The following is a 14,124-nucleotide window of genomic DNA, read 5'->3' as shown; positions in this document are numbered from 1 at the left end:
AAATCAGAGTGTGATGCTTGCCATATTGCTTTTATTCTAGAGGTGATAATCTATCTTTAGGACAGGTTGTATTGGTAGATGTTTCTTAAGGAAAGGAGCTTATCATGACTCGCTTTTTAGCTATATCACCGCAAAGCCAATGTTACTTATTTACAGTAGCGTTAGCGCTTAATTTATTAGGTATGGTGTTAACCGATATGTGGGTGCCCATGGTAGTCGGGGCGATTGTCACTACTGCATTATCTGTGGATGCTTGGGTTCGTGTTCACTATGTATTACCAATGAAAAAAGAGAGATGCGTAACTTGCAACATGAGATTGAAAATATTCAAAAGCAAGTACGAGATATCAGTACACAAACTCAATAAATCGACTACTTATGATAGTTGTGTAAATAAAGGCGACAAGTGCAGTCGCCTTTATCATTTCTAAACTGGAAGTCCTTTGCGGATTAAAAACCGATAAGGAAGAGTACTGGTATCTTCCGTTATAAGTTCATGATCCATAAAGCGACAAAAACTTGGAATATCACGAGTGGTAGATGGGTCATCCGCTTTAATTAGTAACGTTTCCCCATCCTGCATCTGTCGAATTGTTTTCCTAACCATCATTACAGGTTCAGGACAGCGTAGTCCTTCTGCTTCTAGTGTTTTGGTTGCTGTATCAAAGTTGATGGTCATTACTGTATCTCATTACAATTAAAGGCGACTAAGATCATACTGCTGTAAAAAAAATAATCAATACACGTTGGCAAAGAACTGAAAAGAGAGTAAATTATTTTGTTAACAACAAATTCAACATTGGACGATTAGTTTGTTGTCTTAGCCATTCTAGTTATGGATAGAAAAAGCAACAGAAGGATCGCCATTATGCTTACTCAAATTGATCGCCTAACTATTTATTGTGTATTGTGCTTTGTAACTATTTGCTCTTTAGTTCTACGTACACCTGAGAACATGAGTCTGTTCCCATTAGTAAGTCTTGCCTCGGTAATGATTGCCTTAACCGTAGAGCTAAAGACATGGACAGAAAGTGAAGCAGCAGAAGAGCAAGATTATTAGAAGCACGCCTTACAACGTAACAATAGCCAACAGATAAACCAATATATATATTTACTCTCCAGCTTTCCCGTTTTTTATCACTCTTAGTTCTAAATAAGAAGTGTATAAATTGCGGGATTTTTTTTGTTCAAAAAACAGTTACACTCACTGAACAGTTATGCTGATTAGGTTAGATAATGGAATTAGAAGAAGTTTATCGTCGAGATTTGAATTTACTTATTGCACTCAGAGTCTTATTAGAAGAGAACAGTGTTAGCCAAGCGGCCATAAGATTGAGTTTAAGCCAATCAGCAATGAGTCGTGTTTTAGGTCGATTAAGAGATTTGCTTGGTGACCCGTTATTTACCCGTCAAGGGCAACACCTAGTTCCTACCCAAAAAGCACTAGAGATTAATGCACAGATAAATCAACCTTTAGAATCTTTACGTCAGTTACTAACCCCTAGTGACTTTACCCCAATGCATTGTGATCAGCATTTTTTAATTGCGACCACAGATTATGCGATGCAAACGATCCTGCCTTACGCTCTTCCTAAGATTTACGAACAAGCACCGAACATATCATTGGAGTTTACTTCTCTTAATCATGAGAACTTGTTTAAACAATTAAGTACAGAAAAAGTGGATATGGCGATCTGCCGTCCGATTGGTTCCGTATTACCATTGAAACAAGAAGTATTAGGGCAAGTAGGGGTGCTATGTTTGCTTTCTAAAAACCACCCGCTTGCTGGAACTCGTTTAACTCTTGATGATTACTTATCATTACCTCATGCAATGATAGCTATTAGTGATGGTGTAAAAGCATTATTGGATAATGCACTATTGGGACAAAGAGAGAGAAGACTTGTGCTGAGAGCTTATCATTTAGAAGCGGCCCTCGCGATTGTAGATAAAATGCCGTTAGTAATTACGGTTCCGGCTGATCTCGCTTATTTAGTGGCAGATCGTTATGAGCTAGTCATTAAACCTTTACCGTTTGAGTTCATTCCATTTGATTACTCTTTGATCTGGCATTCTCGTTGTGACTCTTCATCAGCACAAACATGGCTTAGACGCGTAGTAAAAGAAGAGTGTGGAAAGTTAATTGAAAAGCGCATTGAAGATATTGGCTTTGTTTAAGACGACTACTGCTTATCTTGATTGGTATTATAGTGGGGCGGTATAGCAGCATTGATCCCGTATTTAAATGTAATTGATAATATCCATATTGAATAATGCTTCCCAGAGTTATGAACTTAATTCGATTTTGGGTTAGCTCTGTCCTAACGTAGTGATTTTGAGGGAGAGAGTGATGGAACAGATATACCAGAAACCAACCAATTCATTTGTTATGGCTTCGTGGGGGGCTTTTATTATTGGTACTACAGCGTATTTATTCGGATTGTGGTACTCAAATATGGAGTTAAATGAAAAAGGGTATTATCTCTCTTTACTGCTATTAGGCTTATTTGCTGCGATTTCTCTACAAAAAACCATAAGAGATAAGCAAGAAGGCATGAATATTACAGTCATGTACACCATGTGCTGTCGAGTTGCTCTAATTGCTGCGATAGCCTTACTTGCCGTTGGATTAAGAAATGCAGAACTACTGTTAAGTGAAAAGGGATTCTTTGCAATGGCCTATACACTCTCTTTATTCTCCGTTGTGACAGTGCAAAAAAATGTGAGAGACATTGCAGCAAGTGGTGATGAAATAATAGAAACCACCGAAGAGATCATAGAGTAATACTAGGACTACTCAAGCCTTACATAGGTATCACCTAATTTGAACTCGAAATAAAAAAAGCAGCGATTAGGCTGCCTTGGTTTACTGATGTTTTCACATTAACGCTCAGCTAGGTAGGGCTTAGCGTTAAATTCTTTTTTAGTTGATAAGACTAAATTTTGATTACTACACGACCAGTGATCTGACCGTTAGTGATGTCTTCTGCTGCTTGAATTGCCTCATCAAGAGAGACTTCTTTAGTTGCTTGAGCATAGAATGAGTCAGGTAGAAGAGTTGACAGTTGTTCCCATGCTTTGATGCGTTTTTCACGAGGACACATTACTGAATCTACACCTTGTAGGCGAACATTACGTAAAATGAATGGCATTACCGTTGTTGGTAAATCAAAGCCACCCGCAAGACCACATATTGCTACTGCACCGTTATAATCAATTTGCGCTAAGACTTTAGCCAAGACTTTGCTACCAACTGTATCAATTGCGCCTGCCCATAGTTGTTTTTCTAATGGTTTTGCTGGCTCTTCTAGTTCACTACGCTCAACAATGCGCGATGCGCCTAATGATTTAAGCAGCTCGCCATTTGAAGAAGCTCGGCCAGTTACCGCTGCAACCTTGTAACCTAATTGGTTAAGAAGAGTGATAGATACACTACCTACACCGCCACTTGCACCTGTTACTAGGATCTCACCATCTTCTGGTTTGATGCCTGCATCAACAATCGCTTGAACACATAACATAGCTGTAAAGCCTGCAGTACCAATAGCCATTACTTTTTTTGCATCTAAGCCTTTTGGCATAGGCACTAACCAATCACCATTTAGGCTCGCTTTTTCAGCCATGCCGCCCCAGTGACCTTCACCAACACCCCAACCAGTAAGTACAACTTCATCGCCTGCTTTATAACGAGGATCATCTGATTGAGACACAATACCGGCTAAATCAATACCAGGAACCATAGGGAAGTTACGAACAATGCGTCCTTTACCAGTAATCGCTAAGCCATCTTTATAGTTTAGAGAAGAGTAGTTTACATCGATTTTCACGTTACCTTCAGGCAGTTGAGACTCGTCGATCTCAGTAACGGCAGCAATGGTATTTCTCTCTTCTTGATTCAGAACTAGTGCTTTAAACATAACGAACTCCAATAAGGATAAATAACGACTATCAAACGGTGTGTTTGACCAATGAGATAAGTGTAGGTGAGTTAGTCAAATAAAAAAAATGATACTTAAACATGACTAATATGCATTTTTTGCATAGATCTTCTGGCGATATTTTTTGCAATAAAAAGAAAATAAGATCTTTACTTTTTATTAGATCGTGCTATTTTGCTTCCTTGCTCTGATGTATAGAGTTATTAATACAAGCAATAAGTACAAGTAAAACCCTCAGAAAAATATCTTCGAAAAAGCTATTATCTCCGTGTTTCATTTCACTTTTCCAATTATTAATAATTGAACATTTCAGCAGATCGTTAGCAGCGAATAAGCCTAACTGGATCTATTTATAATGTAATATGACCGTGTGCTATCGAAGTTGTGAAATACGTTGGCTTTATACCTAATATCGTTATTGGGCTATCTACTTTTTTAAACCGTTATTTTAAAGATAAGTAGATTGATGAGGTAAAGAACGTACAACTTCTCTATGTATAAATTACATAAGATAAATATCTCTTCTCAGGCTAAACAAGCGCATCGTATTGATGCATGTTTATACTAAAGTTAAGAAGGATATCTCATGTCTAAATCAACAGGCAGAAAGCGTTTTTGGTTCCACCAAGCGCGTGATACAAAAATCATCTTAAAAAAATAAGATGAAAAATTGATACTAAATTAAAGTATCACCTCGAAAAAAGTCGCCCAAGAAGGCGACTTTTTTAGTTTTTACGTTTTGTTTTTTTAGTGCAAGATATTTAAGGGCGCTCAAACACGGTAGCAATACCTTGTCCAAGACCAATACACATGGTTGCGACACCCAGTTTAGCACCTGTACGTTCCATGTTATTGATTAACGTAGTGGCAATACGTGAGCCAGAACAACCTAATGGGTGGCCCAAAGCAATTGCTCCACCATTTAAATTAATCTTCTCCTCCATAACGTCCATCAAGCCTAAGTCTTTGATACATGGTAGTGATTGAGCTGCAAACGCTTCATTCAATTCGAACAAATCAATCTCATCAATCGACAAACCTGCTCGTTTAAGGGCTTTTTGAGTGGCGGGTACAGGTCCGTAACCCATGATTGATGGATCACAACCAGATACCGCCATTGAACGAACTTTAGCTCGAATGGTTAAACCGAGTTCATTGGCTTTCTCTTCACTCATTATTAGCATTGCTGAAGCGCCATCAGACAGAGCAGATGAACTCCCTGCAGTGACCGTTCCATTAGCGGGATCAAATGCAGGTCGTAGGGCAGCCAAACCTTCAAGCGTTGTTTCAGGGCGAATAACTTCATCGTGCTTTACTAATGTTAGAGCACCATGTTCATCATGACCTTCAATCGGTAAAATTTCAGAATCAAAGTGACCTTCAATCGTTGCTTTGTGTGCTTTTTGGTGTGAAGCAACGGCAAACGCATCTTGCTGCTCACGAGTAATACCGTGCATCTTACCTAGCATTTCAGCGGTTAACCCCATCATGCCAGACGCTTTAGCAACACTTTTTGATAATCCAGAATGGAAATCAACGCCGTGATTCATAGGTACATGACCCATGTGCTCAACACCACCAATAATGCAAATGTCAGCATCACCCACCATAATGGCACGAGAGGCATCATGTAGAGCTTGCATCGATGAACCGCACAAACGGTTTACGGTAGTTGCAGCGATAGACTTGGGTAAGCCTGCTAATAACGACGCATTACGAGCAATATTAAAGCCTTGCTCTAAGGTCTGTTGAACACAGCCCCAATAGATATCTTCGATTTGATTTGGATCGACCTTTGGGTTTCGTTCTATTAGACCTTTCATTAAATGTGCAGATAGGTCTTCGGCACGAGTATGACGGAATACCCCATTTTTAGAACGCCCCATCGGTGTTCGGATACAATCAACAATAACGACATTTTTCATGATAAATTCTTCCTTAAACTGATGCAGGTGATGGTGATTTAGGGGCAGGGTAATAACATTCTCCAGCCGCTGCTTTTTGTTTGATACTTTCTGGTACTTGGTAAACCGCACCGAGTTGTTCAAACTCTTTCGCCATCTCTACATAGGTTGATAATCCAATCGCATCAAGATAGCGGAAAACGCCACCTTTGAATGGAGGGAAACCTAATCCATACACTAATGCCATGTCAGCTTCTGCTGGTGAAGCAATAATGCCTTCATCCAAACAACGGATCACTTCATTAATCATTGGGATCATCATACGAGCGCTGATCTGCTCTGAGGTATAAGGTTGAGTAGTGTCTGTTACTGTTGCGATGATTGCACTGGTGCCTTCATCTACGTTTTTCTTTGGTTTTCCTTTTCTATCGACGGTATAAGCATAGAATCCAGTGCCATTTTTCTGACCGTAACGGCTCTCTTCAAACATCGCATCAATCACATCGCGTCCGTCTTTTGCCATACGATCAGGGAAACCTTGTGCCATGACAGCTTGGGCGTGATGAGCTGTATCAATACCAACAACATCAAGTAAGTAAGCAGGTCCCATTGGCCAGCCAAACTCTTTTTCCATCACTTTATCGATTTGTTGGTAATCTCCACCATCACGGAGCAGTAAACTAAAGCCTGCAAAATATGGGAAAAGTACGCGGTTCACAAAGAAGCCAGGGCAATCATTAACAACAATCGGGGTTTTTCCCATTTGTGAAGCGTACGCAACGACGCGATCAATCGTTTGTTGTGAGGTTTTTTCACCACGAATAACTTCAACCAGAGGCATGCGATGTACAGGGTTGAAGAAATGCATACCACAGAAGTCTTCTGGACGTTTTAATGATTTAGCTAGCAATGAAATCGGAATGGTCGAGGTATTCGAGGCTAAAATGGTTCCCTCATTAACTTCACCTTCTACTTCAGCTAAAACAGCCGCTTTGATTTTTGGATTTTCAACGACTGCTTCAACAATGATGTCTTTAGTTTCGATTCCACCATAGTTTAAAGATGGAGTAATGGAAGAAAGTGTTTGTGCCATTTTCAAACCAGATAAACGTCCGCGTTCTAATTGCTTATTCAAGAGTTTAGAGGCTTCGTTCATGCCTAAATCTAACGAAGGTTGAGCAATGTCTTTCATTAAAACAGGAACGCCTTTTGAGGCTGATTGATAAGCGATACCACCGCCCATGATCCCAGCGCCGAGTACGGCTGCACTTGTGACTGGTTCACTGTTTTTAACCGCTTGTTTTGCTTTACTCTTAACAAATTGGTCGTTTAAGAAAATACCGACCAATGATTTAGCCACTTCGGTTCGAGTGAGGGCAACAAAGTGTTTGTTCTCAATGGCAAGTGCTTCATCACGGCTCATGCCAGCACTTTGTTCAATGGATTTAACTGCGGTAATTGGTGCAGGGTAATGTTTCCCTGCCATTTTCATGATCATGCCTTTAGCGACATTAAATGACATTGCGGCTTCTAGTGGAGACAGTTGCAGAGGTGCTTTCTTTTGTTCTCGACGTTGTTGCCAATTCAACTCACCTGCAATAGCTTGTTTAAGCATAGAAACAGACGCGTCTATCAAGGTTTCACGTGAAACAACACCATCAACCATACCTAATGTTAATGCGTCTTTAGCTCGTTTTGGTTTACCTGTAGTGATTACTTCCATCGCTGGATCGGCACCAATTAAGCGAGGTAAACGAACTGAACCACCCCAGCCAGGCATAATACCAAGTTGTGTTTCAGGTAATCCGATAGATGCTGTTTCATCTGCTAAACGAAAATCGGTAGCTAATACACATTCACAACCGCCACCCAGAGCAAACCCAGTAATCGCGGTTAATGTAGGAACAGGAAGGTCTTCTAGTTTATTAAAGATGACATTGGCTTGGTGAAGCCACTCACTCAGTTCTTCTGGTGGGGTATCAAATAATCCAAGAAACTCAGTAATATCTGCTCCCACAATAAAGGCGTTTTTACCTGATGAAAGTAAGAGTGCTTTTAATTCTTTTTGTTCGTAAAGCGCATCAATAGCTTCACCAAGTGAATGTATAGTGGCAAGGTTGAGCTTATTTACACTGCCTGTCGCATTAAACACTAAGTGAGCAATGCCTGATTCGATGTAGTCTACAGAGAGGTTTTCACCTTGATAAATCATTTTCTATCTCCATGAAATAAGAACCAGATCCGAGTATTCGTTATTATAATAATCTGGTTTGACCAGTTAATAGTGGTGTTAAAGTGCACAGATATCAAACTAAATTTAACATTTTGTTTACGTTTGTCTTGGTTGATCACAAATTTACTTTCTTCGATTAGCGAATAAATATCAGCATAGAAAGCGTAAATGTCGTTATAAGTGATACACTTTAAGGTTCCATTTCTAGTATCAGTGTAGTCTATGAATGATCAGCCATATCAAGTACCAAAAGCGATGGCAGTATTTGAAGAAGAGATAAAAAAAAGTGTCTTTATTACCTATCTCGCTAGAACATCATCTATTGATGAAGCCAAAGCGTTTGTGGCAGAAATAAAAACGAAACATTCTGATGCTAGGCATAACTGTTGGGGTTTTGTGGCTGGAAGACCTGACGATTCCATGAAATGGGGCTTTAGTGATGATAGCGAACCTTCAGGCACAGCAGGGAAACCTATCCTTGCTCAACTAAGTGGCAGTGGAATTGGTGAAATTACAGCGGTGGTGACTCGTTACTCTGGTGGGATCAAGCTTGGTACTGGTGGGCTAGTAAGAGCTTATGGCGGCGGTGTACAACAAGCATTAAAGCTAATTGAAACTGAAGAAAAACGCATTACCGATACTGTGGTTTTACATTGTGATTATAATTTAGTGAGTTTAGTCGAAACCTTGTTGCATCAATTTGAAGGACAACAAGTGGCTGCGGATTATAGTGATAGAGTGATCATGACTGTCGAGTTAGAAAGACGCGTTATTAGTGAATTTAAAACCGCGCTAATTAACAAAAGCGGTGCCAAAATTGAATTTCCAACCCAGTAATTCAGTTCATATAAACCATTAGGATGTGAGTGACGCGAAGCGTTCAATAAATCATGCAGTTTCGTTCAATTATTCGAATCGTGGGTATTTTACTCGCGGTTTTTAGTTTTTTTATGCTGGCTCCAGCTCTTGTCGCGTTTATTTATCGTGATGGTGCAGGTGTTCCGTTTGTTATTACCTTTTTCTTATTATTGGCTGGAGGCGGTGCGCTTTGGTTTCCAAACCGACAGCATAAACGCGAATTAAAATCTCGCGATGGCTTTCTCATCGTTGTACTTTTTTGGATGGTAATCGGCAGTGCGGGTGCGTTGCCATTTTTGCTTTCTGGCTCTCCTGATATTTCGATAACCAATGCCTTTTTTGAATCATTTTCTGGGTTAACGACAACAGGGGCGACCGTTCTTACGGGGTTAGACCATTTGCCAAAAGCGATTCTATTTTATCGTCAACTTCTTCAATGGTTTGGTGGTATGGGTATCATCGTTTTGGCTGTTGCGATTCTTCCTGTGTTGGGTATCGGTGGTATGCAGTTATATCGTGCCGAAATTCCAGGCCCTGTGAAAGATTCTAAAATGACCCCTCGAATTGCAGAAACTGCAAAAGTACTTTGGTATATCTACCTAACCTTAACGATTGCTTGTACTTTAGCGTTTTGGGCTGCAGGCATGGATTGGTTTGATGCGATTTCTCACAGTTTCTCAACCATTGCTATTGGTGGATTTTCTACTCATGATGCGAGTATGGGGTATTTCAATAGCCCAGTGATTAATGGAATTACAGTGGTATTTTTGCTTATCTCTGCCTGTAACTTCTCATTGCATTTTGCCGCATTTGCTTCTGGTGGCGTACATCCTAAATATTATTGGAAAGACCCAGAATTTAGAGCGTTCATCTTTATTCAGGTACTATTGTTTCTTATCACCTTTTTATTGTTACTCAAACACAGTACTTATGATTCGATAGGGACAGCGGTTGATCAGGCTCTATTTCAGACCGTATCAATTTCAACAACTGCAGGTTTCACAACAACCAGTTTTTCTGAGTGGCCACTGTTTTTACCTGTATTACTGTTATTTTCATCTTTCATTGGTGGTTGTGCTGGCTCAACGGGCGGCGGCATGAAAGTTATTCGTATTTTACTGTTGTCACTTCAGGGTATGCGTGAGTTAAAGCGTCTTATTCATCCAAGAGCTATTTTTACTATTAAAATTGGTAGTAAAGCGTTACCTCAACGAGTGGTTGATGCGGTATGGGGGTTCTTTTCTGCTTATGCTTTGGTGTTTGTTATCTGTATGCTGGCATTAATTGCGACAGGTCTTGATGAGTTAACCGCTTTCTCTGCGGTTGCGGCGACATTAAATAACTTAGGCCCAGGTTTGGGTGAGGTTGCGGTGCATTTTGGTGAGGTAAATGATTCTGCAAAATGGATTTTAATTATCTCAATGCTATTTGGTCGTTTGGAAGTTTTTACCTTACTTATTTTGTTCACGCCGACGTTTTGGCGTAGTTAGTTTTTAGTATTAAAAAGTTTTAAGAGGTTACTGTGGAAAGAGTATTGCTTCTTCACTCAAGCCGTGAAGGTCAAACCATTAAGATATTGGATTACATTGCGACTAAGTTAGGAAGTGGTGTCCAATGTGAATTAGTAGATTTACATCAGCCGTTAACGGTTTCATTTTCAGATTATGATCGTGTAGTGATCGGTGCTTCTATCCGTTACGGTCACTTGAATAAGAAGTTGTATCAGTTTATCACTCAGCATCAAGTGGCTTTGGAACAAGCTCAAGCTGCATTTTTTATTGTGAATCTGACTGCTCGTAAAGAGGGTAAAGATACCCCAGAAACCAGTGCATATTTTAAGAAGTTCTTATTGAAGTCTTCTTGGGTTCCCGCTTTGCAAGATACGTTTGCTGGTGCGTTATTTTATCCTCGTTATAATTTTTTTGATCGCTTTATGATTCAACTCATCATGAGAATGACGGGTGGGGAGACGGATCCAACCAAAGAAGTTGAATATACAAACTGGTTGCGTGTCGATCAATTTGTTGAAAAGATTAAAAAAGGTTAATTTTCACTCGTTTTGAAAAGAATTGTGCGATAGAGATAGAAATTTTAGTTTAGATGCTGTTTTTTAGCATGTTAGCTATGGATTTTCTTGTGAAAGTCATTACAATAGCACGCACAACAGGGGTGTAGCTCCAACTGGCAGAGCAGCGGATTCCAAATCCGCGTGTTGGGAGTTCGAATCTCTCCACCCCTGCCATATTTAGAAAAGGCTCATATCGAAAGGTATGAGCCTTTTTGCTATTTGCGATTTGAGAAAAGAGCCGCGGATTCCCCCCACCATAAGAACGCGCGTGTTGGGAGTTTGAATCTCTCCACCCCTGCCATATTTAGAAAAGGCTCATATCGAAAGGTATGAGCCTTTTTGCTATTTGCGATTTGAGAAAAGAGCCGCGGATTCCCCCCACCATAAGAACGCGCGTGTTGGGAGTTCGAATCTCTGCACCCCTGCCATATTTAGAGAAGGCTCATATCGAAAGATATGAGCCTTTTTGCTATCTGGAGTTTGAGAAAAGAGCCGCGGATTCCCCCGCCATAAGAACGCGCGTGCTGGGAGTTTGAATTTCTGTCATATTTAGAGAAGGCTTGTATCGAAAGGTATGAGCCTTTTTGCTATTTGCGATTTGAGAAAAGAGCCGCGGATTCCCCCCACCATAAGAACGCGCGTGTTGGGAGTTCGAATCTCTCCACCCCTGCCATATTTAGAGAAGGCTTGTATCGAAAGATATGAGCCTTTTTGCTATCTGGCATTTGAGAAAAGAGCCGCGGATTCCCCTCACCATAAGAACGCGCGTGTTGGGAGTTCGAATCTCTCCACCCCTGCCATATTTAGAAAAGGCTCATATCGAAAGGTATGAGCCTTTTTGCTATTTGCGATTTGAGAAAAGAGCCGCGGATTCCCCCCACCATAAGAACGCGCGTGTTGGGAGTTCGAATCTCTCCACCCCTGCCATATTTAGAGAAGGCTCATATCGAAAGATATGAGCCTTTTTGCTATCTGGAGTTTGAGAAAAGAGCCGCGGATTCCCCCGCCATAAGAACGCGCGTGCTGGGAGTTTGAATTTCTGTCATATTTAGAGAAGGCTTGTATCGAAAGGTATGAGCCTTTTTGCTATTTGTAGTTTGAGAAAAGAACATGTGATGAGAGTGGGCTCTCAGACTTATTCTTACTTATTGACTATATTCATAATAGAATTAATTTATTGAGTATAAGCAGAGACAACTCATGACTACATTTCAAAAAGACTTCTTATGGGGCGGGGCAATTGCTGCGAACCAAATTGAAGGCGCATTTCAAACGGATGGTAAAGGCTTATCAACATCAGATATGCTCCCTAATGGTATTCTTAGCCCGTCACAAACAAGAGAAAATAGAACTGATGGCATAAAAGATCTAGCTATTGATTTCTATCATCGTTATCCAGAAGACATTCAATTGTTTGATGAAATGGGATTTAACTGTCTACGTCTGTCTATCGCGTGGACACGTATCTTTCCAAATGGAGATGATGCAGAACCAAATGAAGCAGGGCTTGCTTACTATGATGCTATTTTTGATGAATTAGCTAAGTACGACATTCAGCCGTTTGTGACTCTTTCACATTATGAAATGCCTTACGCTTTAGTTGAAAATTATGGCGGATGGAGCAATAGAAAGGTTATTGATTTTTTTGAACGATACGCCAAGGTAGTGTTTGAACGTTACCAAAGCAAAGTAAAATTATGGCTGACATTCAATGAGATCAATATGTCATTACATGCACCATTTACCGGTGTAGGGCTACCTGATGAGGCTGATGAGCAAAGTATCTATCAAGCGATACATCATCAATTAGTGGCGAGTGCTCGTGTGGTTAACTTATGTCATCAAATGCTGCCAGAGTCTAAAATTGGCAATATGTTACTTGGTGCAATTAACTACCCATACACTTGTCACCCTGATGATGTGTTGGCTGCAATGCATGAGAATAACCAATGGCTATTCTTTGGTGATGTACAAGTTCGTGGGAAATACCCAGGTTATATGCTGCGCTACTTCCGTGAAAACGAGATCACAATTGATATGGAAGATGGCGATTTAGAAGAGTTAGCCAAAGCAAGCGTTGATTTTATTTCATTTAGTTATTACGCCAGCGGATGTGCAAGTGCAGATCCAAAGAAAAAAGAGGTTGGTAATATTATCGCGAGTGTTCCTAACCCACATTTACAAGCAAGTGAGTGGGGATGGTTGATTGATCCGAAAGGCTTACGCATCTTATTAAACTTCTTACACGATCGTTATCAAAAACCACTGTTCATTGTTGAAAACGGTTTAGGTGCGAAAGATACAGTAACAGAAGAAAATACCATTGAAGATGATTATCGAATCGCCTACTTGAATGATCATCTAGTTCAGGCTCGCGAAGCGGTTCTTGATGGTGTGGAGTTGATGGGGTTTACCTCGTGGGGACCGATTGATTTAGTCAGTAACTCAGAAGCTCAACTTGATAAGCGTTATGGTTATATTTATGTCAATCGTAATGATAACGGTGAGGGAAACTTACAACGGCTCCCTAAAAAGAGCTTTTACTGGTATCAGAATGTAATTAAAACTAATGGAAATTCATTAATCTAATTATTTAATGTGATCTATGTCTTGTTTTTTGGGGCGTAGGTAGTAGAATTCGCAGCTTAATTAATCTTCTAGGGTTTTATAAAATGGGTTACGATTTAGGTTCTGTTTATCTTGGTGAAATCGCGGCAAAAAAAATGCTGAATGAAGTAATGTTCGGTTCGCAACAACCAAGAAATAAAAAAACAGACGTAACAAAAAAACTTTGGAAAGGATTCGAAAGCGTTAATACTAAAATGGCAAACATGGTGAGTGGCTATACTCCGGTATTAACTTGGTAAATGATTTACTGAATAATACAAAAGGTGCTTAAATTTAGCGCCTTTTTGTTTGCCATCATTAAAGGATAGGAGTAGCATTTAACTTGTTATTTGGCTGTGATACCAAATACGGGTGATGGATTTCCACCTTTAACCGCTCTAATTTTAGAGATAATGATTCCTACTGTAGCGTACCCGATCGGATGACTCTGATCATTATGGGGTAGATCCGTCTATAGTAGAGCCGTTTGTTATTTCTCTTCTCTCCTAAGATAGT

At 40.1% G+C, this 14,124-nt stretch carries 12 protein-coding genes, 1 tRNA gene, 1 pseudogene and 1 riboswitch; of the genes and pseudogenes, 10 read left to right on the top strand and 4 right to left on the bottom strand.

Annotated elements, in window-relative coordinates; genetic code table 11:
- Nucleotides 1-104 precede the first annotated feature (104 nt).
- A pseudogene (locus tag ACU5DF_RS18720) lies at nt 105-367 on the top strand (hypothetical protein).
- 60 nt (nt 368-427) lie between these two features.
- Here the strand turns inward: ACU5DF_RS18720 and tusA are convergent.
- The gene (tusA, locus tag ACU5DF_RS18715; RefSeq protein WP_045100842.1) at nt 428-679 is read right to left on the bottom strand and encodes a sulfurtransferase TusA; all 252 of its coding nucleotides are present in this window, start codon (nt 677-679) and stop codon (nt 428-430) included.
- 189 nt (nt 680-868) lie between these two features.
- On the opposite strand from tusA, the gene ACU5DF_RS18710 reads away from it, so the two are divergent.
- The 3 genes from ACU5DF_RS18710 to yiaA all read left to right on the top strand — a co-directional run bounded on the left by ACU5DF_RS18710 (nt 869) and on the right by yiaA (nt 2,785).
- Nucleotides 869-1,060, top strand: a complete 192-nt coding sequence (locus ACU5DF_RS18710; protein WP_045100843.1) for a hypothetical protein — start codon at nt 869-871, stop codon at nt 1,058-1,060.
- A 176-nt stretch (nt 1,061-1,236) separates the two neighbouring features.
- Nucleotides 1,237-2,178 (top strand): LysR family transcriptional regulator, encoded by a 942-nt coding sequence (locus ACU5DF_RS18705; RefSeq protein ID WP_045100844.1) that lies wholly within the window; start codon nt 1,237-1,239, stop codon nt 2,176-2,178.
- Between the two features lie 172 nt (nt 2,179-2,350).
- Complete coding sequence (gene yiaA / locus ACU5DF_RS18700; RefSeq protein ID WP_446713853.1) at nt 2,351-2,785, top strand: inner membrane protein YiaA; 435 nt, start codon at nt 2,351-2,353, stop codon at nt 2,783-2,785.
- A gap of 151 nt (nt 2,786-2,936) precedes the next feature.
- On the opposite strand, the gene acuI is transcribed toward yiaA, so the two are convergent.
- The 3 genes from acuI to fadB all read right to left on the bottom strand — a co-directional run bounded on the left by acuI (nt 2,937) and on the right by fadB (nt 8,054).
- Complete coding sequence (gene acuI / locus ACU5DF_RS18695) at nt 2,937-3,917, bottom strand: acrylyl-CoA reductase (NADPH) (RefSeq protein ID WP_446713852.1); 981 nt, start codon at nt 3,915-3,917, stop codon at nt 2,937-2,939.
- Nucleotides 3,918-4,699: 782 nt separating this feature from the next.
- Nucleotides 4,700-5,863 carry an acetyl-CoA C-acyltransferase FadA gene (gene fadA, locus ACU5DF_RS18690; RefSeq protein WP_446713851.1) on the bottom strand — a complete coding sequence of 388 codons (1,164 nt, stop codon included), beginning with the start codon at nt 5,861-5,863 and terminating at the stop codon, nt 4,700-4,702.
- 13 nt (nt 5,864-5,876) lie between these two features.
- A complete protein-coding gene (fadB, locus tag ACU5DF_RS18685; RefSeq protein WP_446713850.1) occupies nt 5,877-8,054 on the bottom strand; it encodes a fatty acid oxidation complex subunit alpha FadB in 2,178 nt (725 codons plus the stop codon).
- Between the two features lie 243 nt (nt 8,055-8,297).
- On the opposite strand from fadB, the gene ACU5DF_RS18680 reads away from it, so the two are divergent.
- The 6 genes from ACU5DF_RS18680 to ACU5DF_RS18655 all read left to right on the top strand — a co-directional run bounded on the left by ACU5DF_RS18680 (nt 8,298) and on the right by ACU5DF_RS18655 (nt 13,868).
- Complete coding sequence (locus ACU5DF_RS18680) at nt 8,298-8,912, top strand: YigZ family protein (protein ID WP_446713849.1); 615 nt, start codon at nt 8,298-8,300, stop codon at nt 8,910-8,912.
- Between the two features lie 53 nt (nt 8,913-8,965).
- Entirely contained in the window at nt 8,966-10,423 is a 1,458-nt protein-coding gene (locus ACU5DF_RS18675) for a TrkH family potassium uptake protein (protein WP_446713848.1), read from the top strand.
- Nucleotides 10,424-10,455: 32 nt separating this feature from the next.
- A complete protein-coding gene (gene hemG / locus ACU5DF_RS18670) occupies nt 10,456-10,980 on the top strand; it encodes a menaquinone-dependent protoporphyrinogen IX dehydrogenase (protein ID WP_446713847.1) in 525 nt (174 codons plus the stop codon).
- Nucleotides 10,981-11,098: 118 nt separating this feature from the next.
- Nucleotides 11,099-11,175: transfer RNA gene (locus tag ACU5DF_RS18665), tRNA-Trp, on the top strand.
- A gap of 1,026 nt (nt 11,176-12,201) precedes the next feature.
- Nucleotides 12,202-13,590 (top strand): glycoside hydrolase family 1 protein, encoded by a 1,389-nt coding sequence (locus ACU5DF_RS18660; RefSeq protein WP_446713846.1) that lies wholly within the window; start codon nt 12,202-12,204, stop codon nt 13,588-13,590.
- Nucleotides 13,591-13,673: 83 nt separating this feature from the next.
- Nucleotides 13,674-13,868 (top strand): hypothetical protein, encoded by a 195-nt coding sequence (locus tag ACU5DF_RS18655; RefSeq protein WP_446713845.1) that lies wholly within the window; start codon nt 13,674-13,676, stop codon nt 13,866-13,868.
- Nucleotides 13,869-13,970: 102 nt separating this feature from the next.
- Nucleotides 13,971-14,038, top strand: a riboswitch (Fluoride riboswitch).
- The last annotated feature ends 86 nt before the right edge of the window (nt 14,039-14,124 follow it).

This window comes from Aliivibrio wodanis, assembly GCF_052920805.1.
This window is presented reverse-complemented; position numbering and strand designations above follow the sequence as displayed.